The organism is Frondihabitans sp. GW821-FHT04F02 (genome assembly GCF_059420045.1).
This window is the reverse complement of the sequence record NZ_JBWKSZ010000008.1, coordinates 64,983-89,371: the sequence shown is the minus strand read 5'-3', so window position 1 is coordinate 89,371 and position 24,389 is coordinate 64,983. Positions and strand designations below refer to the sequence as shown.

At 71.5% G+C, this 24,389-nt stretch carries 24 protein-coding genes and 1 pseudogene; 9 read left to right on the top strand and 16 right to left on the bottom strand.

Annotated elements, in window-relative coordinates; translation table 11 throughout:
- Window positions 1-40 precede the first annotated feature (40 nt).
- On the bottom strand, window positions 41-277 hold the full coding sequence (locus tag AC07TY_RS17740) for a hypothetical protein (RefSeq protein ID WP_494786183.1): 237 nt from the start codon (window positions 275-277) through the stop codon (window positions 41-43).
- A 3-nt stretch (window positions 278-280) separates the two neighbouring features.
- Complete coding sequence (locus AC07TY_RS17735; protein WP_488624303.1) at window positions 281-487, bottom strand: hypothetical protein; 207 nt, start codon at window positions 485-487, stop codon at window positions 281-283.
- 251 nt (window positions 488-738) lie between these two features.
- Here AC07TY_RS17735 and AC07TY_RS17730 point away from each other — a divergent pair, with 251 nt between their 5' ends.
- Entirely contained in the window at window positions 739-1,689 is a 951-nt protein-coding gene (locus tag AC07TY_RS17730) for a manganese catalase family protein (protein ID WP_123507208.1), read from the top strand.
- A gap of 26 nt (window positions 1,690-1,715) precedes the next feature.
- Complete coding sequence (locus AC07TY_RS17725) at window positions 1,716-2,660, top strand: NAD(P)-dependent oxidoreductase (protein WP_494786182.1); 945 nt, start codon at window positions 1,716-1,718, stop codon at window positions 2,658-2,660.
- Here AC07TY_RS17725 and AC07TY_RS17720 read toward each other — a convergent pair.
- A complete protein-coding gene (locus AC07TY_RS17720; RefSeq protein WP_494786181.1) occupies window positions 2,605-2,808 on the bottom strand; it encodes a hypothetical protein in 204 nt (67 codons plus the stop codon). The genes AC07TY_RS17725 and AC07TY_RS17720 overlap by 56 nt on opposite strands.
- 230 nt (window positions 2,809-3,038) lie before the next feature.
- Window positions 3,039-3,266 (bottom strand): annotated as a pseudogene (locus AC07TY_RS17715) (DUF4267 domain-containing protein); the annotation flags it as partial.
- Window positions 3,267-3,318: 52 nt separating this feature from the next.
- Here AC07TY_RS17715 and AC07TY_RS17710 point away from each other — a divergent pair.
- Together AC07TY_RS17710 and AC07TY_RS17705 are read left to right on the top strand one after the other, a co-directional pair.
- Entirely contained in the window at window positions 3,319-3,978 is a 660-nt protein-coding gene (locus tag AC07TY_RS17710; RefSeq protein WP_494786180.1) for a Pr6Pr family membrane protein, read from the top strand.
- 111 nt (window positions 3,979-4,089) lie between these two features.
- On the top strand, window positions 4,090-5,376 hold the full coding sequence (locus tag AC07TY_RS17705; RefSeq protein ID WP_494786179.1) for an MFS transporter: 1,287 nt from the start codon (window positions 4,090-4,092) through the stop codon (window positions 5,374-5,376).
- 139 nt (window positions 5,377-5,515) lie between these two features.
- Here the strand turns inward: AC07TY_RS17705 and AC07TY_RS17700 are convergent, their stop codons facing one another.
- Window positions 5,516-6,757, bottom strand: a complete 1,242-nt coding sequence (locus AC07TY_RS17700; RefSeq protein ID WP_494786178.1) for a polysaccharide pyruvyl transferase family protein — start codon at window positions 6,755-6,757, stop codon at window positions 5,516-5,518.
- A 152-nt stretch (window positions 6,758-6,909) separates the two neighbouring features.
- On the opposite strand from AC07TY_RS17700, the gene AC07TY_RS17695 reads away from it, so the two are divergent.
- Both AC07TY_RS17695 and AC07TY_RS17690 read left to right on the top strand, forming a co-directional pair.
- The gene (locus AC07TY_RS17695) at window positions 6,910-9,081 is read left to right on the top strand and encodes a glycosyltransferase (protein WP_494786177.1); all 2,172 of its coding nucleotides are present in this window, start codon (window positions 6,910-6,912) and stop codon (window positions 9,079-9,081) included.
- Window positions 9,078-10,406 (top strand): nucleotide disphospho-sugar-binding domain-containing protein, encoded by a 1,329-nt coding sequence (locus AC07TY_RS17690; RefSeq protein WP_494786176.1) that lies wholly within the window; start codon window positions 9,078-9,080, stop codon window positions 10,404-10,406. Before AC07TY_RS17695 ends, AC07TY_RS17690 begins: the two co-directional genes overlap by 4 nt.
- Here the strand turns inward: AC07TY_RS17690 and AC07TY_RS17685 are convergent.
- A complete protein-coding gene (locus AC07TY_RS17685) occupies window positions 10,316-11,005 on the bottom strand; it encodes a hypothetical protein (RefSeq protein WP_494786175.1) in 690 nt (229 codons plus the stop codon). The two genes, AC07TY_RS17690 and AC07TY_RS17685, sit on opposite strands and share 91 nt — an antisense overlap.
- Before the next feature lie 280 nt (window positions 11,006-11,285).
- Between AC07TY_RS17685 and AC07TY_RS17680 the strand changes: the two genes are divergently transcribed.
- Window positions 11,286-12,479 carry a MalY/PatB family protein gene (locus AC07TY_RS17680; protein WP_494786174.1) on the top strand — a complete coding sequence of 398 codons (1,194 nt, stop codon included), beginning with the start codon at window positions 11,286-11,288 and terminating at the stop codon, window positions 12,477-12,479.
- Between the two features lie 195 nt (window positions 12,480-12,674).
- Here AC07TY_RS17680 and AC07TY_RS17675 read toward each other — a convergent pair whose 3' ends face one another.
- The 9 genes from AC07TY_RS17675 to AC07TY_RS17635 all read right to left on the bottom strand — a co-directional run bounded on the left by AC07TY_RS17675 (window position 12,675) and on the right by AC07TY_RS17635 (window position 21,495).
- Entirely contained in the window at window positions 12,675-13,334 is a 660-nt protein-coding gene (locus AC07TY_RS17675; protein WP_123507198.1) for a methionine ABC transporter permease, read from the bottom strand.
- The gene (locus AC07TY_RS17670) at window positions 13,334-14,365 is read right to left on the bottom strand and encodes a methionine ABC transporter ATP-binding protein (RefSeq protein WP_123507197.1); all 1,032 of its coding nucleotides are present in this window, start codon (window positions 14,363-14,365) and stop codon (window positions 13,334-13,336) included. The genes AC07TY_RS17675 and AC07TY_RS17670 overlap by 1 nt, the downstream gene beginning before the upstream one ends.
- Window positions 14,365-15,321, bottom strand: coding sequence for a MetQ/NlpA family ABC transporter substrate-binding protein (locus AC07TY_RS17665; protein ID WP_494786173.1), 957 nt, complete (start codon window positions 15,319-15,321; stop codon window positions 14,365-14,367). The genes AC07TY_RS17670 and AC07TY_RS17665 overlap by 1 nt, the downstream gene beginning before the upstream one ends.
- Before the next feature lie 167 nt (window positions 15,322-15,488).
- Complete coding sequence (locus AC07TY_RS17660) at window positions 15,489-16,802, bottom strand: 6-phospho-beta-glucosidase (RefSeq protein WP_494786172.1); 1,314 nt, start codon at window positions 16,800-16,802, stop codon at window positions 15,489-15,491.
- A gap of 49 nt (window positions 16,803-16,851) precedes the next feature.
- Window positions 16,852-18,492: an MDR family MFS transporter gene (locus AC07TY_RS17655; RefSeq protein ID WP_494786171.1), complete on the bottom strand. Its 1,641-nt coding sequence runs from the start codon at window positions 18,490-18,492 to the stop codon at window positions 16,852-16,854.
- The gene (locus AC07TY_RS17650) at window positions 18,489-19,139 is read right to left on the bottom strand and encodes a TetR/AcrR family transcriptional regulator (protein ID WP_494786170.1); all 651 of its coding nucleotides are present in this window, start codon (window positions 19,137-19,139) and stop codon (window positions 18,489-18,491) included. Before AC07TY_RS17650 ends, AC07TY_RS17655 begins: the two co-directional genes overlap by 4 nt.
- Window positions 19,140-19,154: 15 nt before the next feature.
- Window positions 19,155-20,327: a GDSL-type esterase/lipase family protein gene (locus AC07TY_RS17645; RefSeq protein WP_494786169.1), complete on the bottom strand. Its 1,173-nt coding sequence runs from the start codon at window positions 20,325-20,327 to the stop codon at window positions 19,155-19,157.
- Window positions 20,324-20,911: a TetR/AcrR family transcriptional regulator gene (locus AC07TY_RS17640; RefSeq protein ID WP_488624284.1), complete on the bottom strand. Its 588-nt coding sequence runs from the start codon at window positions 20,909-20,911 to the stop codon at window positions 20,324-20,326. The genes AC07TY_RS17645 and AC07TY_RS17640 overlap by 4 nt, the downstream gene beginning before the upstream one ends.
- A 140-nt stretch (window positions 20,912-21,051) precedes the next feature.
- Entirely contained in the window at window positions 21,052-21,495 is a 444-nt protein-coding gene (locus tag AC07TY_RS17635; RefSeq protein ID WP_488624283.1) for a hypothetical protein, read from the bottom strand.
- A gap of 99 nt (window positions 21,496-21,594) precedes the next feature.
- On the opposite strand from AC07TY_RS17635, the gene AC07TY_RS17630 reads away from it, so the two are divergent.
- Together AC07TY_RS17630 and AC07TY_RS17625 are read left to right on the top strand one after the other, a co-directional pair.
- Window positions 21,595-22,713 (top strand): PQQ-dependent sugar dehydrogenase, encoded by a 1,119-nt coding sequence (locus tag AC07TY_RS17630; RefSeq protein WP_494786168.1) that lies wholly within the window; start codon window positions 21,595-21,597, stop codon window positions 22,711-22,713.
- Between the two features lie 449 nt (window positions 22,714-23,162).
- A complete protein-coding gene (locus tag AC07TY_RS17625; protein WP_488624281.1) occupies window positions 23,163-23,300 on the top strand; it encodes a hypothetical protein in 138 nt (45 codons plus the stop codon).
- A gap of 10 nt (window positions 23,301-23,310) precedes the next feature.
- On the opposite strand, the gene AC07TY_RS17620 is transcribed toward AC07TY_RS17625, so the two are convergent.
- Window positions 23,311-24,342 (bottom strand): LacI family DNA-binding transcriptional regulator, encoded by a 1,032-nt coding sequence (locus tag AC07TY_RS17620; protein WP_123507186.1) that lies wholly within the window; start codon window positions 24,340-24,342, stop codon window positions 23,311-23,313.
- Window positions 24,343-24,389: the final 47 nt, after the last annotated feature.

Here is a 24,389-nt window from a genome sequence, read left to right as displayed (position 1 = left end):
AGCGCGCCCGCGCGTGCCTGGCCGCTTCTGGCGCGGGGAACTAGGCGAAGTCGCCCGCCGCGATCATCTCGGCGAACTTGCGCACGTCGGGGCCCGGCTCGTAGTCGATGAAGCGTGTCTTGAGACGCTCGTTGAGCGACTGGAATGCGGCCTCCCAGCCGTCTCCGGCATAGTCGCGCGCGACGTCGGCTACGGCATCGCGAAGAACGCCATCGGCATCCGCGAGGATCTTGCCGCGAGCTTCGTCGTTCCAGCGGACGGAGTCCAGGTCGGCCATCGCCTACTCCGCCCCGAGCGCCGGATCGTCGGTGCTCTCGGGGTCGACCTTCGTCTCGTCCATCCGGTCGCGCAGGTGGTCTGCCATGGCCCCGGCGCCCTCGTCGCCGTGGTCGTTGTCGACCTGCTCGATCAGCCCGGCGAGCTTCTCGTCGTTCGTCGCGTCGTCGCTGCCGTCCATGAGGGGCGTGGTCTGGTCGTCGGTGCTCATAGACGAGACGCTACGCGCCGCCCGGCCGTCGCGCCGGAACTCCCAGCCGCTCGGCCGCGAGCTCCGGCGCCCCGCAGACCACCTGCGGTCCCTCTCGCCGGCCCGGTGACTTCGGCCCGTCGATCAGCTCCCGCCGCGGAGGTTCTACGCAGGGGAGGCACCCGTGGCAAGCCCCCGCCCTCAGCCGACCCGGCCGCGTAGGCAGGGCAGAGAGCGGCGGCACCTCGCCTCCGGTCGAGAAGGGGTCGACCATGTACTTCCACGCCCAGACCTGGATCAACGAGATCGCCGACGGCGAGCCGGATCCTGCCGCCGCCAATGCACTTCAAGAGGGGCTCGGCGGCCAGTTCGGCGAGATGCGCACGATGATGCAGTACCTCTTCCAGGCCATGAACTTCCGGGGTGCGGCGGCCAAGCCGTATCGCGACCTGATCCAGGGTGTCGGCACGGAGGAGATCAGCCACGTCGAGCTGATCGGCACCACGATCTCTCACCTGCTCGACGGATCGCCCGAGTACACGGGCAAGATCACCGACCCGCTCGACAAGCCGGGTGCCGGCGGCGCGACGCCGCTGAGCATGGCTCTCGACACCGGCAACATCCACCACTACCTCGTCGGCGCGCAGGGCGCCCTGCCGGTGGACTCGGCGGGCAACCCCTGGTCGGGCAGCTACGTCTACAACTCCGGCAACCTCCCCCTCGACCTCCTCTACAACGTGATGCTCGAGTCGACCGGCCGTCTGCAGAAGTGCCGCATCTACGAGATGACCGACAACCCGACGGCCAGAGGGACGCTCGCCTACCTGATCGTCCGCGACCAGGCGCACGAGAACGCCTACGCCAAGGCCCTCGAGACCCTCGGGGTCGACTGGAAGACCCTGCTGCCGATTCCGAAGACGAACGCGGAGCGGTTCCCGGAGGTCAAGAAGCTCGTCGATCTAGGTCTTCAGAGCAAGCAGTACAGCTTCGATCTCGACGGGAAGTCGGAGGCCGGACGCATCTTCCAGGGCACCTCGCCGTCGAAGGACGGCACGGACCTGACGGCCACGGAGCAGGCCCCGACCGGCGTGCCGTCCGTCATCTCGCCGGAGCGCCTCGAGGAGTTTTCGCCGGGCCTCGACAAGGACCTCCTCGCGCTCATTCAGGAGACCGCCGAGCGCGAGCTCGCCGAGGTCGAGGCGTTCTACGGTCCGGTGAAGTAATCGCCCGTCCTCTCGGGAGGATCGGCGTGCTCGGGGTCGGAGCGATGGGGCTTCCCCTCGCCCGATCCCTGGCGGCCGGCGGTGCCGACGTGCGTGTGCTCGACATCGACGAAGCGCGACGCCACGCGGCCAGGGAGCAGGGACTGGCAGTCGCGACCTCGCGCGAGGGCCTCGTCCATCACAGCGACACGCTCCTGACCGTCCTGCCCGGATCAGCGGAGGCAGTCGCTCTGCTCGACGAGGGCGCGTTCGCAGCGCTCCTCCGTCCCGGCATGCTCTGGATCGAGCTCACGACCGCTGCGCCGGATGTCGTGAGCCGCGAGGCCGAGACATCCCGCAGGCGGGGCGTGGAGTTCGCGGCGGCAGCCCTGCGCGGATCGCCCGCCGACGCGCGCTCGGGCCGTATCGCTTTCTGGGCGGCAGGATCCGCAACCGCCATCGCCCTCGCCACGCCGGTTCTCACGGCGCTCGGCGGATCCTGCGCCGTGACCGTCGTGGGTCACGACCCCGCGCATGCGCTCGTCGTGAAGCTGCTCGCCAACCTGCTGTGGTTCGGGCAGGTCGTGGCCACCACCGAGGTGCTGCTGCTGGGCAGGTCGCTCGGGCTGGAGCCGCAGCGTCTCGTCCCGATCCTCCGCGACGTCCCGGGGGCGAGTGCGTATTTGGCGGAGCACGTCGACGCGCTCCTCGAAGGCGACTACCTCGACTCGTTCCGTGTCGACCGGGCCGTCGAGGAGCTCGAGATCCTCCGCGACAGTGCGTCGGCGGCCGCCACGCCGTTCGAGTTGTCCGCGCTCGTGCTCGCGATCCACGAAGAGGCACGCCGGCGGCTCGGCGCGGGGTTCGGCGAGCTGGCCGCCGCTCGACTCCTCGAAGACGAGTCGGGAGCGACGCTGGCGTCCGGCGGGCGTGCTACTAGCCGATCTCCCGGCGCAGCTCCGTCAGGCGGTCGGCCGCCGTCGACGACGTGATGTCGCCTCGGTCGAGAGCCTCGACGATCCCGAAGACGCGGAGTCGGAACCGCGCGCGCTCCATGAACGAGACCTCGGGGGAGGAGTCGAGCTTCGCGAGGATGTCGAGTCGCGCCGAGATGACATCGGCCTTGAGCGTGGTCTGCACGGGGTAGCCTCCTTGAACGTCAGGACGCTTGCGAGGCTGCCGGGCCGCCTGCAACGGTGCAGTCGGGGCGATCGTTCGTCAGAGAACGAGGCTGACTCGGCAAGGTCAGGGCCGAATACCTGGAGGATACGCCGCCTTCCTGGGGAGGGATCGGGGCAGGGCAGAAGTGCCCCCAGTGCCCGAGCTGGCGGGCTCGGAGGCCGGCCAGGTGACGGACCCAGCAGGATCGGTCATGCGGCGATCAGCAGCAGCACGGCGTCGGCGAGAACGAGAACGGCCGTCGACACGTGAATGCCGAAGGCGGTGGCTCGCGTGCCGCCGTTCCGCAGGACGATCACGGCGTCGGCGACGGGGATCAGCGTGAAGACGAGCATGAAGAGGCCGAGAGCGTGCGTCTGGCCGGTGAGCACGAGCACGAGGCCGAGGATCCCGATGCACGTGTCGCGAACGCCCTTGACGCTGAAGTACGCGGGCGGCCATCCCCTGGTGAGGCGCGGCTACTGTGGGCGCATGACGAACCCCGGCGCGCCCAGCCCCGTGAACACCGCCGCCGTCGCGGTCCGCCTTCTTCTCGCGGCCGCGTCGGTCGCCGGCGTCATCACGCAGCTGGTGATCGCGGTGAGGAGCGACTTCGGCCTCGTCAACTTCTTCAGCTACTTCACCACGCTCGGCAATCTGTTCGCGAGCGTCGTCTTCGTCGTCGGGGCCGTGCGGATCCTGCGCCGGATTCCGAGCACCCCGACGTGGGAGACCGTGCGCGGAGCCTCGGTCGTCTACATGGCCTTCGTCGGAATCGTCTTCAACACGCTGCTCCGCGACGCCGACCTCGGCGACCTGACGCCGTGGGTCAACGTGGTGCACCACATGCTCATGCCGCTGGTCGTCGTGCTCGACTGGCTGCTGCTGCCGCCGCGGCACCGCGTCGCGCTCCGCACGGCCCTGTCGTGGGTCGCCGTGCCGGTCGTCTACACGGCCTACTCGGTCGTGCGCGGCGCCATCGTCGGCTTCTACTGCTACCCGTTCTTCAACCCGGGCGCGGTCGGCGGCTACGGCGGCGTCGCCCTCTACTGCGTCGTGCTGCTGATCGCGTTCGTCGTGCTCGCCCTCGTGGTGCGGGCGATCGGCAATGCCCTCCACAGGCGCGCGTCGGCGGCGACCGCCACGGCCTAGGGCGAACCGGGCGCAGGAACTGCCCCACCCCCGTCGACAGCGCCTCGCCGGGGCAGTATGTTGGCGTCGGCAACATACCCCGCCGACCGATGCCGACTGACGCAGGACCCCATGCACGAACTCGAGCCCACGCTCCCCGACCTCCGCGAAGGCGGCCCGCGTCGCTTCGCCGCGCTCCGCAACCGCGACTCGCGCCCGTACCTCTTCACGTCGGGCCTGTCGATGATGGCCGACAACACCGAGCACGTCATCACGTACTGGGTGCTGTGGCAGACGTTCCACTCGCCGGCGCTGGTGGGGTTCCAGATCATCAGCCACTGGCTGCCGTTCCTGCTGCTGTCGGTGTGGTCGGGCTCGCTCGCCGAGAAGTACGACTGCCGCAGGATCATCCAGGCCGGGCAGGTGCTGTTCATGCTGGTGTCGATCGGCTGGGGCACGCTCTTCGTGACTCACAGCCTGACGGTGTGGGCCGCCTGCATCCTGCTCGTGCTGCACGGCGTCGCCGGAACCCTCTGGGCCCCCGCCGAGCAGCTCCTGCTGCACGACTTCGTCGAGCGGCGTGACCTCCCGAGCGCCGTCCGCATGAACGCGACCTTCCAGAGCGTCGGGCTCCTGCTCGGCCCGGTGGTCGGCTCGGCGCTCCTGCTCTGGCTGGGGCCGATCGGCGGCATCTACGCCAACGTCCTGATCTACCTGCCGATGACGATCCTGATGATCCGGACGAAGTTCACCGGGCATATCCGCGACGCGGCCGACCTCGAGAAGGCCCCGCGGGTCACGCTGCGCGACACTCTGCTCGTGCTGGGGCGGATCCGCTCGAACCACCTGATCATCGCGATGATCGTCATCTCCGGGCTGATGGCCATCACCATCGGCAACGCGCTGCCCTCGTCGATGCCGGTCTTCGCCGAGCGGCTCGGCGCCGGATCGTCGGGCGACCTCACCTACGGCTCGCTGCTGTTCGCGATGGGCATCGGCGGCGTGGTGGGCGGGTTCCTGCTCGAGGCCACCGGCGTCGCCAAGCCGAACCTCCGCACCGCGGTCGTGGCGACGATCGTCTTCGGCGGGGCCATCGCGGCGTTCGCGCTCACCGGCAGCTTCGTGCTGGCTCTGATCGCCCTCGTCGTGGCCGGCGTCGGCGAGATCGCGTCGATGTCGACGGCGCAGAGCGTCGTGCAGCTGGAGGCCCCGGCCGCCGAGCGCGGCCGCACCCTCGGCGTCTACGGGATGTTCGCGTCGGGCCTCCGCACCGGCGGCGGGGTCACTCTCGGCGTGGCCGGAGCCACCGTCGGGGTCGTGCCCGCGATCGGGATCCTCGCCGGCATCCTGGTCGTCGGCGCCGTCGTGGCCGCCGTCTACGCGGCGCGCCAGCGCCAGCGCCCCGTCCTCCCCACCTGACGCGCCGTCCCCGCCCCCTCCTCCCGCCCGCCCCCCTCCCGCGTCCCCCGTAAAGGCCGGTGAGGAGTCGCTGGTTGCTCGGCGCGGGCGTCAGCGCCAGCAACGAGCGACCCCTCAGCGGCTGATTGCGGCTTAAGAGTCAGCGGCCGGCGAGGGCGCGTGCCACCGAGTCCCACCACGCGACGGAGGCGGCGCGGACGGACTCGATCCGCGCGGCCCAGGCGGCGCGAATGGAGTCGCGGGCCTGCCAGACCTCGACGGCCCGAGCGGCGGCGCTGCCGTCGATGACATCGGACGCCCGGACGACGCCGGTCTGGCCGAAGTTGCCGAGGGCCCCGGTGAGCTTGACGGTCGTGTAGTCGTCGACGGCGATGCCGATCGTGGGGACGCCGGCGGCGACCGCGAAGACGGCCGGGTGGTACCGGCTGGAGACGCTGAGGGAGGCTCCGCGGGCGAAGCGGGCGGCGGCTGCGCTGTCGGTGGTCCGCTCGATCCTGCTGGGGCGGGTCATCCGGTCGATGACCCGCCGGTGCGCGAGCGAGTCTCCCCGCTCGTCGCCGCCGCCGAGGGCGCTGAAGTGCGCGAAGAACACGATCTCGAGCCCGGTCTCGTCGGCGATGCGGTCGAGCAGGCGGGCCATCCCGGCGGCGAAGGCGTCCCGGTCGGAGTCGCCGACGTGCGCTGCGAGGGTGACCGAGCAGTACGGAGGTGCCGCGACGGCGTCGTCGCCGTCGGCGGCGTCGGCGGCGACGGCGAGGAAGCTGGCGTCGTCGATGGTCGCCACGACGCCCGGGCCGCTCACGCCCAGGTCGTGGACGAGTGCGAGAGAGGCCCGCTCGCGCAGCCCGACGAGTCGCGCAGAGCCGAGCAGCTCGACGACGAGCCGCCGGTCGTCTCCGACCAGCTCCGGGCCGATCGTCTGCCCGCTGACGACGAAGGGCTTGGCGAAGACGCGGGCCAGAGCGGCCAGCGTGGCCCGCTCGAAGATGTGCATCGGCCAGATCGACGCCATGTTGCCGCCACCCGAGACGGCGACGGCATCGGCGGAGCGCACGGCGTCGATGACCTCCCACGCCGGGTCGCCGTCCGAAAGCGCCGCGGCGTCGCCGGAGGCCGCCTCGATCACCCGCCGCATCCGCTCCTCCTGCAGGGGGCGGACGTCCGCGCCGCTCGCCGCGAACGACGCCGGGTGGAAGCCGATCGACGGCACCGCCGAGACGCCGTAGCGGCTAGCGGTCTCAGTGGGGTTCGACGAGAGGGAGACGATGTCGGTCGCGCCGCGGCGCCGGAGCTGGCTCGCGAACTCCTCGAACATGGCCTCGTCGCCGATGTGGATCATGTCGTCGAGGATTCCGACGTCGCCGAGAAGGACAATGTGCACGAGCGTCTCCGGAAGGGTTGAGCGAAGGGGGCCGTCCGATGCTACTGACTCGACGAGAGGCGGAATGCATCTCGACGGCCTAGAGTTCCGTCGCAGGCTTCGTCATGAGGCGTGTACCCCTGTACCCCGATCCCTTCGAAAGCCGACGCACCATGGGAATCCAGACCTCGCTCGACGCCGTCCGAGAAGCCGACCGCCTGATCGATGCGATGCGGCTCGCCGACGACCTCGCCTTCGAGGCCGGACGCACCGGCGGCGTCCGCACGATCCGCCTCCTGGCCGACGCGATCGGGGGCGACGACCAGCTCACCGCGATCGCCGCGACCCATGCTCTGGCCGAGGTCGTCGACGAGCAGGCCGACGCCCTCCTGTCCGCCCTCCTGTCGAGCGAGCGGGGATTCCTGCGCGAGCACGCCGCGGGTGCCCTGGGCTCGCGTCTCCCGCGGGCGGACACCATCGGGCGCCTCGTCGGGCTCGTGGTCGGCGGCGGATTCGGCGGCATGGTCGCGCAGCGCACCCTCGAGCAGTGGTCGCCGCAGGTGCCCGACCTCGTGGCCGTCGGCCTCGAAGGGGCGCTCCTGGGCGTCCGCGACGTCGCAGCCCGCTACCGGGTGGTCGAGACGCTCGGACTCGTCCGCGGGGCGGTCGCCACCCGGCCTCTCCTCTCCCTTGCCGAAGACGCCCGCGAGGACGAGCGGGTCCGCGTCGCCGCCGTCGCCGCCCTCGGCCAGCGGCGCGGCGACCGTCGCGCGGCGAGGGCCGTCGAGGGACTCTGCGCCGGCGACGGGTTCCTGGCCCAGGTCGCTCGCATGGCGCTGGTCGACCTCGCTGCCGGCGGAGACGACACCGAGCGGAGCGCCGACGGCACGGGTTCTCCGGCATCGGGCCTCACCGTGGCCCAGCTCTTCCTGCACGCCGACATCGACGCCGACCTCACCCAGGCGGGCAGCGGCGACAACGGCGGCATCGCGACCCTGCTCGTCCGCCTGGGCGACGAGCTGGCGCGGACCGAGTCGGTCGACCGCGTGCTCACCCTCTCCCGCGGATCGGTGGCGGGAGCGATCGAGAGCGTCTCCGAGATCGCGGCCTCCGAGTCGGGCCACCACTACGGCCGGATCCCGCTCCTCAGCGAGCCCGTGGCGTCGGCCGACGCGTGGCCCCTGCGCGTCGCGGCCCGACGGGGGATCCGCCGGATCCTGCGCGCCAGCGGCGGGGTCGACGTGCTGCACCTTCGGATGGCCGACGTGGGCAGCCTGGCGGCGGCTGACGTGGCCCGCGAGCTCGACGTGCCCGTCGTCTTCACGGTCGCGCCCGATCCGCACGCGGTCATCCAGTCGCTCGACCTGTCGGGCTCGGTGACGAGAGAGAACTTCGGCGAGGTCGACGAGCGCGAGCACTACTGGTTCCGAAGCCGGCTGGTGCAGGAACTCGCGGCCGACGCCGCCCACACCGTGCTCTTTCCCCGCCCCTCGCTCGAGTGCGACATGCGGGAGCTCGTCGGCATCGACATCACGGCGCACCCCGAGCGTCACACCGTCGTGCCCGAGGGCATCGACCTGGTCGTCGTCGACCGGGCCGTGGCCGAGGCCCGGGCTCACGCCGACGGCGCCGAGGCCAGCGTGCCCCTGGCCGAGCTCCGCGAGCTCGTCGGGGAGCTCCCCGAGGCGCGCCGCTCGCTGCCGCTGATCGTGAGCGTCGGACGTCTGCACCGGGTCAAGGGGATGGCCACCATCGTGTCGGCCTGGGCCGAGAGCGACCTGCGTGATCGCGCCAACCTCCTCGTGATCGGCGGCAACCTCGAGGCGCCGAGCGGCGACGAGCGCGAGCAGCTCGCGCTGATGGACGCCGTCGTGCCCGTCGACCGACGCCGTGACGCCGGCCTGATCCTGCCCGGGCACCGCCCCAACGACACCGTCGCCCGCTGGGTCGCCGCCGCGCGCTTCGGCCTGCCCGGTCTCAGCTCCGGTCGCGGTGTCTACGTGTGCGGAAGCCTGAAGGAGGAGTTCGGCATCGCGCTGCTCGAGGCGATGGGGTCGGGCCTGCTCGTCGTGGCTCCCGACGGCGGCGGCCCCGCGACCTACGTCGAGCGCGGCGTCACCGGCTTCCTCACCCAGACGTGGGACCAGGCGCAGCTCGGCGCGGCCGTCGACGGCGCACTGCGCGCCAGCGGCTCCGAGCCCTCGGAGGATCGTGCCGCCCGGTCGCGCCGCACCGTCGAGAAGGACTTCACCATCCAGGCGATGGCGGCGGCACTCGGCTCGGTCTACGGGGGCGTCCACGACGACGAGGCCGCCCTGCGCGACTGGAGCTTCGCGGCACGATGACACTGCTGATCATCAGTCCCGACTACGCGTCGCACCTGCTCCCGCTGGCCACCCTCGGCACGGCCTGGCTCGAGCGGGGCGAGCGCGTCGTCGTCGCCACCGGCAGCGCCACCGCGTCGATCGTCGAGTCGTTCGGGTTCGAGCGGGTCGACCTCGCCCTGGCGCGCGGGTCGAACCCCGGGATCATCCGCGCCGAGGACCAGCCCGAGGGCGAGGACGACTCGCTCCGCGGCTTCTTCGACGCCACCCGCGAGGGGATGGTCGAGACGCTCGCCTACCAGGCGGCCGAGCGGCTGACCGACCTCATGTGGCAGCCGGTCGAGACCGCGCGCGCGGTGCTGCGCGTCATCGACGAGGTGCAGCCCGACCACATCGTCGTCGATCACCTCGCATACAGCGCCCGACTCGCACTGACCGCGGGCAGGATCCCGTACGCCGACGTCGTTCTCGGCCATCCGAGTGCGCTGCCCGTCGCCGGCGAGGTCTACGGCTACCCGCCGTCGTGGCCGCGGGCTTTCAGCCCGGACGCCGACGCCCTCCGCGAGCTGCGCGACCTGTGCGAGCGGGTCAGCGAGTCGTTCACGGCCGAGTGGAATACGGCGCTCGCCGAGCTCGACCCGCAGGCCCCGCCCAGCGAGTCGGCGTTCTCCGAGCACGGGGAGCTGCTCCTGCTCAACTACCCCGCTGAGCTGCACGACCCGGCGCGCCCGCTTCCGCCCCACGCGTTCCTCGGGTCGTCCGTGCGCGTCGAGCCGCCCGACGCCGAGGTCGAGGAGTGGCTGGCGTCGTCAGACGAGCCGTTCGTCTACGTGAGCTTCGGATCATTCCTGTCGGTGCGGGCCGACGTGGTCGCGCGCGTCGTCACGGCGTTGAGCTCGCTGGGGCTGCGGGCGGCGGTGGCGCTCGGATCGGCTGACCGGGGCGAGCTCGGGGCAGTTCCTGCGACCTGGCTCGTGAGGGAGTTCTTACCGCAGGTGACCCTGCTCGGAAAGGCGGCCGCGGCCGTGACCCACGGTGGCAACAACAGCGTGACCGAAGCGATGACGGCGGGCGTGCCGCTGCTCGTGCTGCCGTTCTCGACCGACCAGTTCGCCGGTGCAGAGGCCATCGAGCGGGCCGGGTTCGGGGTCGCGCTCGCTCCCAACACGGCGACGGCGGGCGAGCTGGAAGACGCGCTGCGCACAGTGTTCGCACTGCCCGCGGACGGGCTGGTGCGGTTGGCGCAGGACCTGCGTCAGAGCCCGGGGCGGACCCGCGCGTTCGACGCGGTCACGTCGAACACGAAGCGGGCCATGGCCTCGGGGTCGCCCGACACGTTGCGGTAGCGCTGCATCAGCGCGGCGTTCGCGTCGTAGTCGGGACCCTCGCGGACCTCGGCGGTGTGATGCAGGGCGAAGACGCGGCCGGCATGGCGCCGTGGGGGCTCGCCGAGGAGCGTCTCGTGCGCGACGTACCAGGCGGCGTCCTCGAAGCCCCAGCCGCGGAATCGCTCGTCCTGGCCGCCGTGGCTCCGCCACGTCTCCGGGGTCGTCACGTAGACGCCCGAGCAGGCCCCGCGGACGAGCTCGAAGTCGCAGTCGGCGAGGGGCGTGCCATCACGGAACGCGGCGGTGCCCTCGCGCCCCAGCCAGCGGTACTCGTCGTAGGGGAGATGGACCACACCCGAGGCCGGGGCGGCCGCGATCGCCTCGCGCAGAGGTGCGAGCTCCGGGATCGTGTCGGCGTCGCCGATCACGACCACGTCGCCGTCTGCAACGCCCGCGACGCCCAGGTTGCGGCAGCGGGCGAGCACGAAGACGTCGTCGTCGCTGTCGACCGTGACGACCTCGGCGTCGGGCAGGTTCGCCGCGTACCAGGCCCGGACATCGTCGAACGCGGGGAGACGGGAGGGCTGAGGGCGCCAGGGGAGCACGACGGTGACCATCCGCCGAGCCTACCTGCGCGCAGGCGCGCGCCTGCGCCTGCGCCTGCGCGCCTGCGCCTGTGCCTGCGCGCGCGCCCACCCGCCGGCCGGTGAGGAGTCGCTGCTTGCTCGGCGCGAGCCTCGCCGCCAGCAACCAGCGACCCCTCACCGGCCGGGAAGGGGGGGAGGAGGGGCGGGGGAGGAGGGGCGAGGGAGGAGGGGCGGGGGAGGGAGGGGCGCGGGTGCGACGCCGCGTGACGCGCGGGTCGCTATTGCGGCGGTGAGGGAGGACGATTGTTTCATGGCCGACCGCATCGACGAGCTGGACCCGACGCACGACATCCGTGCCGCCCGCACCAGCATCAAGTGGACCCGCTTCGCCCCCGACGTGCTCCCGCTGTTCGTCGCCGAGATGGACTACGGAATCGCTCCGGCCATCGAGGAGGCGCTGATCGCGCGCGTCCGGTCGTCCGACCTCGGCTACCTCGACGGCCCCGGCCCTCTCGCGCCCGCCTTCGCCCGCTTCGCCGCCGACCGCTGGGGCTGGGACGTCGCCCCCGAGCGCGTCCACATCGCCACCGACGTCAGCGTCGGCATCGTCGAGACCCTCCGCGTCGCGTTCCCGGACGGCGGCCGCGTCGCGATCGCGCCTCCCGTCTACCCGCCCTTCTTCGAGCTCGTCGAGGAGGCCCGATGTCAGGTCGAGACCATCCCGCTGCTCGAGAAGTGGGGCGTGTGGAGCCTCGACCTCGCCGGGCTCGAGCAGGCCTTCGCGCAGGGGGTGCGCGTCTTCCTGCTCTGCAACCCGCACAACCCGGTCGGCCTCGTGCACGAGCCCGCGACCCTGCGGGCGCTCGCCGACCTCGCTGCGAAGTACGACGTGCTCGTGATCAGCGACGAGATCCACGGCCCCCTGACCCACCCCGGCGTCGTCTTCTCGCCGTTCGCGCCGATCGCGGCCTCGGCCGGCGCCCGCTCGGTCGTCGTGACGTCGGCCAGCAAGGGCTGGAACCTCGCCGGCGTGAAGTGCTCCGTCGTCGTCGCTGGTGACGACCGCTCGGCCGCCCTGCTCGACACGTTCAACGACGAGGTGGCCTGCCGCACGAGCATCCTCGGGCTGCACGCCAACATCGCCGCCTTCTCGACGGCGGTCGACTGGCTCGACGAGGCGATCGCCCGCGTCGTAGCCAACGACCGGCTCCTGAACGCCCTGCTCGCCGAGCAGCTGCCGGGCGTCGTCTACCACCGCCCGCGGGCCGGTTACCTGGCGTGGCTCGACTTCCGCGGCCTCGGCCTGGGCGACGACCCCGCCGTGCCCCTCCGTGAGAACGCCTACGTCGCGCTCAACTCGGGTCTCGGATTCGGCGCCGAGGGCCGGGGCTTCGCCCGCCTCAACCTGGCCTGCTCGCCCGACACCCTGCGCGAGGCCGTGGCGCGCATCGCGTCGGCCTACCCGTCGAGCACGCAGGCGGGGCCGGTCTGGCACGTCGCCTGATCGGGCGGCTGCTGCCGCCTGCCCCGCTGTCGGCACGCACTGCTTCGGCGGGGGTTGGTCGGATTCGGCGTGTCTCCGGAGACCCGCCCGATCCGACCCGGACCCGCCCACACCGCCGCCTTGACCCACGCCTGCGGCCGCTTCTCACGTCTGGCGCCTGCGGCCGGTTCTAACGACGGGCGCCTGCGGCCGCTTCTAACGACGCAGCGCCCGACGCGCCAACGCGTTGCCCCCGAACTGGCCGAGCTGCACCAGCACGATGATCGTCGCGACGGTGATGTAGACGACCGGCCAGTTGTAGCGCTGACTGCCGTAGGTGACCGCGAAGTCGCCGAGGCCGCCGCCGCCGATGAGGCCGGCCTGGGCCGACATGTCGACGATGCCGACGAAGATGAAGGTGTAGCCGAGGATGAGCGGTCCGAGCCCCTCGGGGATCAACACGGTGAAGATGATGCGGATCGGGCCGGCGCCCACGGCCCGGGCCGCCTCGATCACGCCGGGCTCGATGCCGACGAGGCTCTGCTCGACGATGCGCGACACCGCGAAGGCGGCCGCGAGCGACAGCGCGAAGGTGGCCGCGTTCGGGCCGATCGTCGTGCCGACGACCGCCGACGTGAGGGGCGATACGGCGGCGATGAAGATGACGAACGGGATCGGGCGCACGATGTTGACGACGACGTTGAGCACCGTGAAGGTGACCCGGTTGCCGAGCAGGTTGCCCGGCCGCGTCACGTAGAGGCCGATCCCGAGCGCAAGGCCCAGGATCCCGGCGATCAGGATCGAGATGACCACCATGTAGAGCGTCTGCCCGATGGCCGTCACGAACACGTCGATGTTGCTGAGGAAGAAGTCCATCAGCGCTCCTCGTTCCAGTCGATACCGCGGGCGGAAAGCCCGTCGAGGGCGGCGTCGATCGCCGCGTCGTCGCCGGCGAGCTCGTACGTCAGGGCGCCGACGGGCCGCTGCTGCAGCTCGCTGATGCCGCCGAAGATGAGGTCGGCCGTGACGCCGTGCTCCGCGAACGCGGAGGTCACCACCCCGATGAAGCCGGGGATCTCGGCGACCTGCACGGTGGCGATCCGCCCGGGGTGGCTCTGCCGCAGGCGCTCGAGCGTCTCGGGAGAGGGGCGATCCTGCAGGACCGACCGGACGAAGCGCGCCGCGGCCGGCGTGGTCGGCTTCGCGAAGACGTCGTAGACCGGGCCGCTCTCGACGATCCGGCCGCCGTCCATGACCGCCACGCGGTCGGCGATGGCGCGGATGGCGTCCATCTCGTGCGTGATGACGATGATCGTGACGCCGAGGTCGCGGTTGACCCGCTTGAGGAGCGCCAGGACGTCGGCGGTGGTCTCGGGGTCGAGCGCGCTCGTCGCCTCGTCGGCCAGGAGCAGCCGCGGGTTCGTCGCGAGCGCCCGGGCGATGCCGACACGCTGCTTCTGGCCGCCCGAGAGCTGCTCCGGGTAGCTGTGCGCGCGGTCGAGCAGCCCGACGAAGTCGAGAAGCTCGGCGGTGCGGGCGTCGCGCTCCGCCTTGCCGAGGCCGGCGACGCGCAGCGGGTAGGCGACGTTTCCGGCGACGGTGCGCGAGCGGAACAGGTTGAACTGCTGGAAGATCATGCCGATGCCCTGGCGGACCCCGCGGCGGTCGCGCTCGGAGAGGGCGGTGAGTTCCTGCGCCCCGATGAACACCCGGCCGGAGGTCGGGAGCTCGAGCGCGTTCACGAGGCGGACCAGCGTCGACTTGCCGGCTCCGGAGTAGCCGATGACGCCGAGGATCTCGCCGGCCTGGACTTCGAGCGAGACGTCGTCGACCGCGGTGCGCCGCCCGGCGGGGGTGTCGTAGACCTTGCTGACGCCCTCGAGCCGGACGAGCGCTTCGCCAGTCACTACTTCGACGCAGCCTTGGCGTCGGACTCGACGGTGGCGAGCTCCTTCTGCAGGTCGGCGGCGCTCGTCTGGCGGAACACGGCCGTGTCGTTGTTGGCCTCCTGCACGCCCTTCTCGACGCTGGCCGTGTGGTAGAGCTTCGCCAGGTTCAGGTAGAGCTCGTTGTCGGCATCCTTCTTGGCGGCGACGAACACGTTGACGTAGGGCGCGGCGCTCGACGACGAGGGGTCGTCCTTGAAGATCGCCTGCTTCGCGGTGAGGCCGGCCTGGGTGGCGAAGTTCTGGTTGACGATCGCCGCGGCGACCGAGCCGCTCTTGAGGGCGCCCGCCGTCTGGTCGGCCGAGAGGGCGGTGACGTCGACCTTGTGGGTCTCGATGTCCGTGACCGTCGAGAAGGCGGTGCCGCCGTCTTTCAGGGTGAGGAGGCCGGCAGCCTGGAGCACGAGCAGGCCGCGCGCCTCGTTGACGGCGTCGTTCGGAACGGCGACCTTGGCGTCGGCGGGCAGGTCGGACGCGTCGGTGTACTTGGTCGAGTAGAGCGGCAGCGGGTAGACGGCGGTGGCGCCGATCGGCTGGAGGTCGTCGCCGGTCGTCACGTTGTAGTTGGCCAGGTACTGGATGTGCTGGAACTCGTTGAGGTCGAGCTGCCCCTGCGAGAGCGCGGGATTCGGCTGCGTGTAGTTCGAGAAGTTGACGAGCTTGATCGTGACGTTGTACTTCTCTTTCGCGAGCTTCGAGTAGGTCTTCCAGTACGGCTCGGACCCGTCGGCGACGCCGATCGACACGGTCTTCGCCTCGCCGGTCGTCGACGACGACGGGCGGTTGACGACGATGATGACGACGACGATCGCGATGACGACGATCGCGGCGATGATGCCGATGATCAGCGGGCGGCGGTTGCGCTCGCGGGCCGGGAGCTGCGGGGGCGAGCCGTTCGGGGTGGTGGGGACGGACATGGCGGGCCTCTTTCCGGTGCGGTGAAAATTCGCCGAGCGTCTCGTGGTGACTCGGCGACGTCTCAGGGTGCCCGGGTTCGACACGGCCTGGCCAATCGGGCTGCAACCCGGCGTAACCTGCGCGAAACATCCGTGCTGGGGCGCAGGAACTGGCCACCCGCCGCCGGCTAGCTGAACAGACCGGGCGTGTTGCGCTCGTACGCCTCGAGCAGCGAGCCGGCGAGTCGGGTCGACGGGACGAGCGGGTGCAGCGCCAGCGCCGTGAAGGCCAGGCGGCGGTCGCGCTCCAGGGCGGCGCGGATCGTCAGCTGCTCGACGCCCTTCATCTGGAGCATCAGGCCGACCTCGGTGGGGCCGGGCGCCGTCGTGGCGAGCGGGTGCGCTCCGGCCGCGTCGACCAGGCACGGCACCTCGATCACCGCGTCGGGCGGCAGGGCCGGCAGGACGGTGCCGTTGCGCACGTTCACGATCATCGTCGCCCGCTCGTCGAAGGCGATGGCCCGCATGACGTCGAGCGCGACCCGCTCGTAGCCGCCTCCTTCGAGGCTCGGGCGCTGCTCGTCGTCGGCGCGCGCCTCCTGCATGTAGGTCGCCTCGCGGTCGAGCCGGGTGCTGTGCCAGGCGTCCAGCGCGACGAGGGGGTCGGCGGCGACGGTCTCGTAGAACCGGTGCTGCTGCTCGTGCAGGTAGTCGCCGCGGGTCGCGGGCTGCGCGGTGATCGCGGCCACAGCGTCGCGATCGTCGTAGTAGTAGTGCAGGTACTCGTTCGGCAGCGAGCCGAGGGTGCGCAGCCAGTCGATGCCGAAGACGCCGGCCTCCTCGAGGCCGCCCAGGAGCGCCTCGTCGGCGAGGGTCTCGGCGACGAGGTCGCGGCCGTCGACCGTCGCGTGGCGCAGCCAGCCCAGGTGGTTGAGGCCCACGTAGTCGAGGTGGACGCGGGCGGGCTCGACGCCGTGGAGCTCCGCGAGGCGACGGCCGAGGCCGCTCGGGGTGTCGCAGATGCCGATGACGCGGTCGCCGAGAACGGTCTGCATCGCCTCGGTGATCATGCCCGCCGGGTTCGTGAAGTTGATGACGTACGCGGTCGGGCACACCGCCGCCACCCGCTCTGCGACGTGCATGGCGACGGGGATGGTGCGGAGCGCGTAGGCGATTCCGCCGGGGCCGGTGGTCTCCTGGCCGAGCACGCCGAGGTCGAGTGCCGCGTGCTCGTCGGCCGCGCGCCCCGCCGTGCCGCCGACCCGGACGGCCGAGAACACGAAGGACGCCCCCGCGAGCGCCTCGTCGAGCACGGTCGTCGGCTCGATCCGGATCGGGTGACCGGACGGGCGGATCTGCTCGAGCACGTGGACGATGACCGCCAGGCGCTGGGCCGACGTGTCGTACAGCGCGACGACGTCGATGGTCCCGTCGTCGCCGACGAGGGCCGAGAACACGAGCGGCACGCGGAACCCGCCGCCGCCGAGGATCGCGAGCTTCATGGACGCAGGCTACAGGCGGCGGGCGCGATGCTCGTTGAGCTCCTCGACGCTAAGCGCCCGGCGCCGCCGACTCCGACCCGGTGCGGCGCTCCGCCTCGAGGCGCTCGGCCTCCTCGCCCGAGATGGCCTCCCCGCGCGCCACCATGCCCGAGACGTCCGACAGCGGGATCTCCTTCAGGAACAGCGACAGCACGAACGCGATCGCGACGAGGGGGATCAGGTACCAGAACACCGGGGCGAGCGAGTCGGCGTACGCGGCCACGATGAGGTCGTGGATCGCGGTCGGCAGCTTGTTCAGGGCGGCGGGGTCGAGCGTCGAGGTCGACGACGCCGCGTCGGACGCTGAGGCGCCGGCGCCCGTGAACACGTCGGTGAGCTTCTCGGTCAGTCGGCTCGTGAAGATCGCGCCGAAGACGGCGACGCCCAGGGCCGAGCCGACCTCCCGGAAGTAGTTGTTCGTGCTGGTCGCGGTGCCGACGTCTTTCGCGGGGACCGAGTTCTGCACCACGAGCACGACCACCTGCATGATCGAGCCGAGGCCGGCACCGAAGACGAACAGGAACACGCAGATCAGCCAGATCGGGGTGTCGGCGGTCAGGGTCGTCATCAGGAACATGGCGACGCCGACGAGCACGGTGCCGATGATCGGGAACGCCTTGTAGCGGTTGGTCTTGGCGATGACCTGGCCCGACAGGATCGACATGCCGATGAGGCCGACCATCATGGGCAGCAGCAGGAGGCCGGACGCCGCCGCCGAGGCGCCGGACGCCATCTGCAGGAAGGTCGGAACGAAGGCGAGCGCTGCGAACATGGCGATTCCGAGCACGAAGCCGATGGCCGTCGCGATGACGAAGATGCGGTTCGTGAAGAACGACAGCGGGATGATCGGGTCGTCGGCTCGGTTCTCGACGAGCACGAACAGGGTGCCGGCGACGAGCAGGCCCGCGCCGAAGAGCCAGGTCTCGGGAGCATCCCAGCCGTGCTTGGCGTTGCCGCCGAACTCGGTGAAGAAGATGAGGCAGGCGGTCGTGATCGAGAGCAGCGCGACCCCGCCGACGTCGATCCTGCGGGTCGCCTTCTTGTTCGGCAGCGTCAGGGTGAACCAGGCGATCGCGAACGCCGCGATGCCGACGGGGATGTTGATGTAGAACGCCCAGTTCCAGGTGAGGTGGTCGACGAAGAAGCCGCCGAGCAGGGGTCCGCCGACCGCGGCGAGGCCGAAGATGCCGCCGAGCGGACCGAGGTACTTGCCGCGCTCGGACGCCGGCACGATGTCGGCGATGATCGCCTGCGACAGGATCATCAGGCCGCCGCCGCCCAGGCCCTGGATGGCGCGGAAGACGACGAACATCCAGAAGTCGGTCGAGAAGGCGCAGGCTGCAGATGCGATCGTGAAGATGGCGATGGCGATCAGGAAGAGGTTGCGCCGCCCGAGCACGTCGCCGAACTTGCCGTAGATCGGCATGACGATGGTCGTCGCGAGCAGGTAGGCCGTGGTGATCCAGGCCTGGTTCTCGACGCCGCCGAGCTGGCCGACGATCGTCGGCATGGCCGTCGACACGATCGTCTGGTCGAGGCTCGACAGGAGCATGCCCGCGATGAGCGCGGCGAAGATGATCCAGATGCGGCGCTGCGTGAGCAGCAGCGGGCCGTCGCCGGTCGTGGGGGCGGCGGTCTTCTCGGTCGTCATGTCGTGTGCACCAGGCTTCTCGTCGCTGCGGCTGTGGCAGAGGTCGGGGGAGGGGGAGCGAACAGGGCCCGGGCCGACTCGACCCGCGCGTGCAGGAGGTCGGCGAAGGCGACGTCGTCGTCCCCTCGGAGGACGGCTTCGAAGGCGAGGCGCACGAGAGCCTGGAAGGCGACCAGCGCGACCTCGACCTCGACGCGGTCGGGGTGGCCCCGGCGGGCGGTGATGCGGTCGATCAGCAGTTCCTGCTCGGCTCGACCCGACTGGATCATCGCCGTGATCAGCCTCGGCTCGCGCTGCAGGGCGCCGACGAGGTCGTCGAGGTCGGACGCCGTCGGGCCCATCGCGGCGAAGTGCTCGACGGCCAGGTCGGTCAGGTCGTCGACGAGCGGTCGCCGTGAGCTCGCATCACGGTCGCGGGCCTCGAGGAAGGCGCCGAGCAGGTCGTCGTCGAAGCTGTTCTCGACGCCGAGCACCGCGGACTCCTTCGTCGGGAAGTAGTTGAAGAAGGTGCGGCGCGAGATGCCGACGCCGTCGCAGAGCTCCTGGACGGTGAAGCCGCTCAGGCCCGACTCGGCGGTGCGGCGGCGCGCCTGCGAGACCAGGGCGGAGCGGACGCGGAGCTGGCGCGCGTCGGGGTCGGAGGTCACCGATGAATGATTGCACTATTTCGGAGAGAGTGCACGTGCCACTCTCTCGAAGGGGCCTTCGGTGCCGAATGCCCGGTCGGCGAACCGCTCGCCGATGCGGCGGTGGGCCTCGGGGCCGGGGTGGAGGCCGTCGGGCAGAGGGAGCTCTGCTGCGTCGGCGGCTGCGAACAGGTCGAGCCCGTCGAGGAAGTGCAGGTTCGGGTCGTCGGAGCGACTCGCGGCGACGGCCTCGAGCTCGCGCCGGATCACCTCGAGCGTCAGGCGCCCGGCGGCGACCTCGGCCGGGTCGCCGGTGGCGATGAAGCGGATCTGGTCTGTTCCGATCGATGCCGGGTCGAAGGCTCCGGGCCCGGGCGTCGACTCGTGGATGCCGCAGAAGAGGGGCGACACGAGCAGCAGGGGCGTGTCGGGGTGGCCGTCGCGGATCGTGTCCAGGAACCCGTGCACCGCCGGGGCGAACGCCCGCAGGCGCATCGCATCGGCGTTCACGACGTTGATGCCGAGCTTCACGCTGATCACGTCGGCCGGGGTGTCGCGCATGACCCGGGCCATGAACGGGTCGACGAGGGCGCTGCCGCCGAAGCCGAGGCTCTGCAGATCGACGCCGGCGCGCCGGGCGGCGATCGCGGGCCAGATCTCGCTGGGGAAGGCGGCGTTCGAGCCGTGGCTGATCGAGCTGCCGTGGTGGAGCCAGACGGGCGAGCGCGTCTCGTCGGGCCGCACGGGCGCATCGGCGGCCACGGTCACGAGCTCGACGGTCTCGTTGTGCGGCAGCCAGAGCTCGACGAGCTTGTCGTCGGCGGGCAGTCCTTCGAAGCGCGCGACGTGCGGCTCGCCTTGGCGGAACGTGCTCTGGCCGGTCGTCAGATCGACCTCGACGGCGTCTCCGCCGGCGATCGTGTCGCGAGCGACGAGCGCGCCGTCGACGAGGAGGTCGACGACCCCGCGCGGGCGGTCGGCGCCCCGGTAGGCGACGCGGGTCGGGTGGAGGGTGAGCTCGACGGCGGTGGCTGTGGTCCGGAAGGCCACGCGGACGCCCGACGGCTGCGACTCGACCAGGGTGAGCTGGCCGTCGGCGTGGCGGGTGCGCACCCACTCGGGCAGGCGGTGCAGGCGGAACCCGCGGTCGCTCGGCTCGAGGGTGGCGCTGCCGCGGAGATGAGCGGGTGTGATGTCGACGGGGATCATGAGGCGCCCTCCTCGACGCTCGGGGTCCAGCTGGTGAAGACGACGTCGAGGGCGTCGATGGAGCGGCGCCACGACTCGTCGACGCTCTGGTCGCGGTGATCGAAGGCGCCGGTGCGCTCGAGCGCGACGAACCCGGCGACGGTCGCGCCCGACATGCGGGCGGCGTGCACGATGTCGTCGTCGGCGAGGCGGTAGCCGCGCAGCACGGCGACGGTCTGCCCTGACACGCGGGCTGCGGCCTCGGATCGCACGACCCCCGTGTCGGCGCGCCGCTGCAGCGACTCCCACCGGCCGGGGTGGGCGCGGGCGAAGTCGCGCTGCGCGTCGCCCATCGCGACGAGGGCGTCACGGCGGCTGCGGCCGGCGATCGCGGCGCCGACGGCGTCGGCCAGTTCGGCGAGGGCGAGTTCCTGCACCCCCGACAGGATCGCCTCGCGGTCGCGCACGTGCCCGTAGAGGCTGGCCGTCTGCACGCCGAGCTGACGGGCGACGGCCGAGACGACGATGGCGTCGAATCCGTCGCGGTCGGCCAGGTCGGCGGCCGCGGCGACGATCGTCTGCGGGGTGAGCGGGGTGCGGGGCATGCCGTCACCCTAACACCGTTAGGTTCAGACCTAAAACACTTAGGGCAGCCACTGCCGTCCCGGGCGACCAAGGGCTCCCGCCGGATGCGCCGGAGCGGGCTGGGCGCCGTGCGGCGCCGGAGTCGCCGCCGCGCGGACGCTCAGCGCCGGTCGAGGACCGCGGAGGTGGCGACGTCGCCGCCGGGCGTGACCGTCAGGGTCACGACGTCGACGCGCGGGTGGCGGGTGCGGGGGATCCAGTAGGCGAGCCAGAGAAGCCCGGTCACGGCCGTGAGGGCGGCGTTGACGCAGAATCCCAGCAGACGGCGGCGCTCGAGCACGACCTCGCCGGCATCGGAGCGGACGACCGCGTACCCGAGGTCGGTCCAGTGGGTGACCTCAGCGTGAAGCGAGCTGCTGGTCGACGGGCTGAGCATCACCGTCTGGCCCTGGACCTTGGTGAACACGCACGAGCAGCTCGACGCGAGGGGGCAGGCGCTGCGCATCGCGGCGGCCCTCGTGGTGGGCGCGCTGCTGGTCGACGTGGCGCCCGTCGACTCCGACCCTGCTCGAGTCGGGGTCATCGAGAAAAGGGTGCGCGTCATGCAACGATCTTATGCCCGCCCCGTGAGCCACAAGACCGTGCCGAACGTCCGGCACCCGGCTCTCGGCCTGCACTCGGCCCGGCACGGTGGAATGGCCGCATGAGAACCCGAGCCCGAGCCGCTCTGTCCGCCGCCCTCGTCGCAGGAGTCGTCGCCGTCGCCGGCTGCGCGGCTGACGACACGACGTCCGACGACACGACGTCCGAGCGCACGGCGTCCACCGCCCCGACCGACCTGGCCACGGGCGAGGTCGCCCCGGTCGGCGCGCCCGCCGATGTCGCGACCGACCTCGACGCGCCGTGGTCGGTCGTCCTGCTCGGCGACACGCCGCTCATCAGCGAGCGCGACTCCGGGCGGATCCTCGAGCTCGCCGACGACGGGACCACCCGCTCGATCGGCACCGTGCCGGGCGTGGCCTCGGGCGGCGAGGCCGGCCTGCTGGGCCTGGCCGTCGACGACGGCGAGCGCCTGTACGTCTACTCGACCGCCGACGACGGCAACCGGATCCAGCGCTTCGCCGTGAGCGGGTCGGCCGGCAGCTACGCGCTGGGCTCCGCGACCACGATCCTCGACGGGCTGCCGTCGAACTCGTTCCACGACGGCGGCCGCATCGCGTTCGGGCCCGACGGGATGCTCTACGCGAGTGTCGGAGACGCGGGCGCCAGCGCCGATGCGCAGGACAGGTCGAAGCTCGCCGGCAAGATCCTGCGCATGACCGGCGAGGGCGAGGTTCCGGGCGACAACCCGTTCGCGGGGTCGCTCGTGTACAGCCTCGGACACCGCAACGTGCAGGGTCTCGGCTGGGCGGCCGACGGCACGATGTTCGCGGCGGAGTTCGGCGAGAACACCTGGGACGAGCTGAACGTCATCGAAGCGGGATCGAACTACGGCTGGCCCGAGGTGGAGGGCGCCGGCGGCGAGGCGCAGGGCTTCGTCGACCCCGTGCAGCAGTGGGCGACCGACGACGCGAGCCCGAGCGGCCTGGCGGTCGTCGGCGAGACCGTCTTCGTCGCCAACCTGCGCGGCGAGGTGCTGCGGGGCATCCCGGTCTCCGACCCGGCGACCTCGCACGACTACCTGTCGGGGGAGCTCGGCCGGCTGCGCACGGTGCTGAAGTCGCCCGACGGCGACCTCTGGGTGCTGACGAACAACACCGACGGCCGGGGCTCGCCGCGAGACGACGACGACCGGCTGGTGCGGTTGCGGCTGGCCGCGTGAACCACGGCATCGAGCACTAGCGCGAGGGCTGCTCCGGCGGCGACGAGCAGGGGGCGGGAGCGGCGGCGCGACGTCATGCCTCCAGCCTGCCGGGCCGGGTCGGGGCTGGAGTCGCCCGGGCGGGGGATCCGCCTCCGTCGGGGGTCTCGTGCTGAGGGCCCCCGCCGGATCGGTTCAGCCCCTCCGTTGTGGTCTGGGCCCCCGCCGGATCGGCTCAGCCCCTCCGAAGGTGCGGCGCGTTGGCGCCGATCCGGCGGGTTCGACACCCACCTCTCGCGGGTACGACGGGTGGGAGCGCGCTCACCCGCGGGTGCGACCCGGCTTGGGGGTCGCGGCCAGGCCTGGTGGAGGACGATCCTGAGAGACACGTTGCGGGCCGTGCGGGACCGGCTCCGAGTCGAGAACACCGAACACCGGGGGTAGTCGTGCCGTTGAAAGCAGCCGAGGCCATGAGGGATTCCTACGCGAACGAGATCGCCCGGGCGGTCCACGCAGGCATTCGTCCCGACCCGTTCGCCGTCGAGGCCTGGGAGCGCTACGACTCGGAGGCGAAGGCCCGCGAGGAGGCCGCTGCGCGCGCCAGCTGACGCCCCGCGGCTAGAGAGGAGCTGGGCCGCTCGTCCGCCTCGCAACCACTGACGACGGGACCCGGTGCAGCCGCCCTGTTCCGTCGAACCCGCCGATCCGCTCCAGAGCGAATGTTGCCGCCATGGCGCCGATGTCGAATGTGCCGTTCCGGACCGACGACAGAGACAGCCGCCCGATGCCGGCGATGTACGTGTCGTCATAGCCCACCACCGACACGTCATCCGGGCATGAGAGTCCGAGGTCCTGCGCGGCCGAGAGAGCGCCGATCGCCGTGAGGTCGTTGTACGCGACGATACCGGTCGGCCGGACGATGGCCTCGAGCACTCGTCTGGCGCTCGCATAGCCGGACTCCTCCATCGCGCCTGCCTCGTCGGCGACGATCATGTCGACGAGACCGGCGTCCGTGATCGCCTCGCGGTACCCCTGCTCGCGCAGTTCGCCGACCAGCTCCGGGCCGCGCAGGTAGGCGATGCGGCGGTGGCCGAGAGCGATCAGATGCTCCGTCGCGAGCCGGGCCCCTGCGACATCGTCGCCCACGACGACGTCCGCGTCGATGCTCGCAGGGTCGTACGTGCCCGCGAGGACGACCGGAGTGCGCGCGGAGAGCGTCGTCAGGCCGGCCTCCTCGCCCGAGGTACCGAGGGCGATGATCGCGTCGACGCGCTGTCGCATGAGAATCTGGATCGACGAGCGACCGACCCGCTGGTTGGTCGCCGAGTCGACGATGAGGGGTGCGACACCGGCAGGCTCGAAGGCTGTGCTGATCCCGTCGAGGAGCTCGACGTACCAGGGGTTGCGCAGGTCGTTGATCAGGATCCCGACCGCCCCGGTGCCGTTTCCTGCCAGCGCGCGAGCGAGGCGGTTCGGCTCGTAGCCGAGCTGTGAAACGGCCTGCAGGACAGCCGTCCTGCGTTCGGGGCTGACACCAGGTTCGGAACGGAGGACCATCGAGACGAGCGACTTCGAGACGCCCGCCCGCTGGGCCACATCGCGGATCGTCGGCGCTCGCCGAGACCCCGGTGAGGATCTGTCGACGGTCATTCGTCCAGCGTAGGGGTTGCGATCTGTCGACCGGGCTGTATTCTGGA

What these genes read in the sequence shown, in the direction of transcription:
- AC07TY_RS17740 (WP_494786183.1), bottom strand. Translation starts at nt 277, where the DNA reads ATGGCCGACCTGGACTCCGTCCGCTGGAACGACGAAGCTCGCGGCAAG.
- AC07TY_RS17735 (WP_488624303.1), bottom strand. Translation starts at nt 487, where the DNA reads ATGAGCACCGACGACCAGACCACGCCCCTCATGGACGGCAGCGACGAC.
- AC07TY_RS17730 (WP_123507208.1), top strand. Translation starts at nt 739, where the DNA reads ATGTACTTCCACGCCCAGACCTGGATCAACGAGATCGCCGACGGCGAG.
- AC07TY_RS17710 (WP_494786180.1), top strand. Translation starts at nt 3,319, where the DNA reads ATGACGAACCCCGGCGCGCCCAGCCCCGTGAACACCGCCGCCGTCGCG.
- AC07TY_RS17705 (WP_494786179.1), top strand. Translation starts at nt 4,090, where the DNA reads ATGCACGAACTCGAGCCCACGCTCCCCGACCTCCGCGAAGGCGGCCCG.
- AC07TY_RS17695 (WP_494786177.1), top strand. Translation starts at nt 6,910, where the DNA reads ATGGGAATCCAGACCTCGCTCGACGCCGTCCGAGAAGCCGACCGCCTG.
- AC07TY_RS17690 (WP_494786176.1), top strand. Translation starts at nt 9,078, where the DNA reads ATGACACTGCTGATCATCAGTCCCGACTACGCGTCGCACCTGCTCCCG.
- AC07TY_RS17685 (WP_494786175.1), bottom strand. Translation starts at nt 11,005, where the DNA reads ATGGTCACCGTCGTGCTCCCCTGGCGCCCTCAGCCCTCCCGTCTCCCC.
- AC07TY_RS17680 (WP_494786174.1), top strand. Translation starts at nt 11,286, where the DNA reads ATGGCCGACCGCATCGACGAGCTGGACCCGACGCACGACATCCGTGCC.
- AC07TY_RS17675 (WP_123507198.1), bottom strand. Translation starts at nt 13,334, where the DNA reads ATGGACTTCTTCCTCAGCAACATCGACGTGTTCGTGACGGCCATCGGG.
- AC07TY_RS17665 (WP_494786173.1), bottom strand. Translation starts at nt 15,321, where the DNA reads ATGTCCGTCCCCACCACCCCGAACGGCTCGCCCCCGCAGCTCCCGGCC.
- AC07TY_RS17660 (WP_494786172.1), bottom strand. Translation starts at nt 16,802, where the DNA reads ATGAAGCTCGCGATCCTCGGCGGCGGCGGGTTCCGCGTGCCGCTCGTG.
- AC07TY_RS17655 (WP_494786171.1), bottom strand. Translation starts at nt 18,492, where the DNA reads ATGACGACCGAGAAGACCGCCGCCCCCACGACCGGCGACGGCCCGCTG.
- AC07TY_RS17645 (WP_494786169.1), bottom strand. Translation starts at nt 20,327, where the DNA reads ATGATCCCCGTCGACATCACACCCGCTCATCTCCGCGGCAGCGCCACC.
- AC07TY_RS17640 (WP_488624284.1), bottom strand. Translation starts at nt 20,911, where the DNA reads ATGCCCCGCACCCCGCTCACCCCGCAGACGATCGTCGCCGCGGCCGCC.
- AC07TY_RS17635 (WP_488624283.1), bottom strand. Translation starts at nt 21,495, where the DNA reads ATGACGCGCACCCTTTTCTCGATGACCCCGACTCGAGCAGGGTCGGAG.
- AC07TY_RS17630 (WP_494786168.1), top strand. Translation starts at nt 21,595, where the DNA reads ATGAGAACCCGAGCCCGAGCCGCTCTGTCCGCCGCCCTCGTCGCAGGA.
- AC07TY_RS17625 (WP_488624281.1), top strand. Translation starts at nt 23,163, where the DNA reads ATGAGGGATTCCTACGCGAACGAGATCGCCCGGGCGGTCCACGCAGGC.
- AC07TY_RS17620 (WP_123507186.1), bottom strand. Translation starts at nt 24,342, where the DNA reads ATGACCGTCGACAGATCCTCACCGGGGTCTCGGCGAGCGCCGACGATC.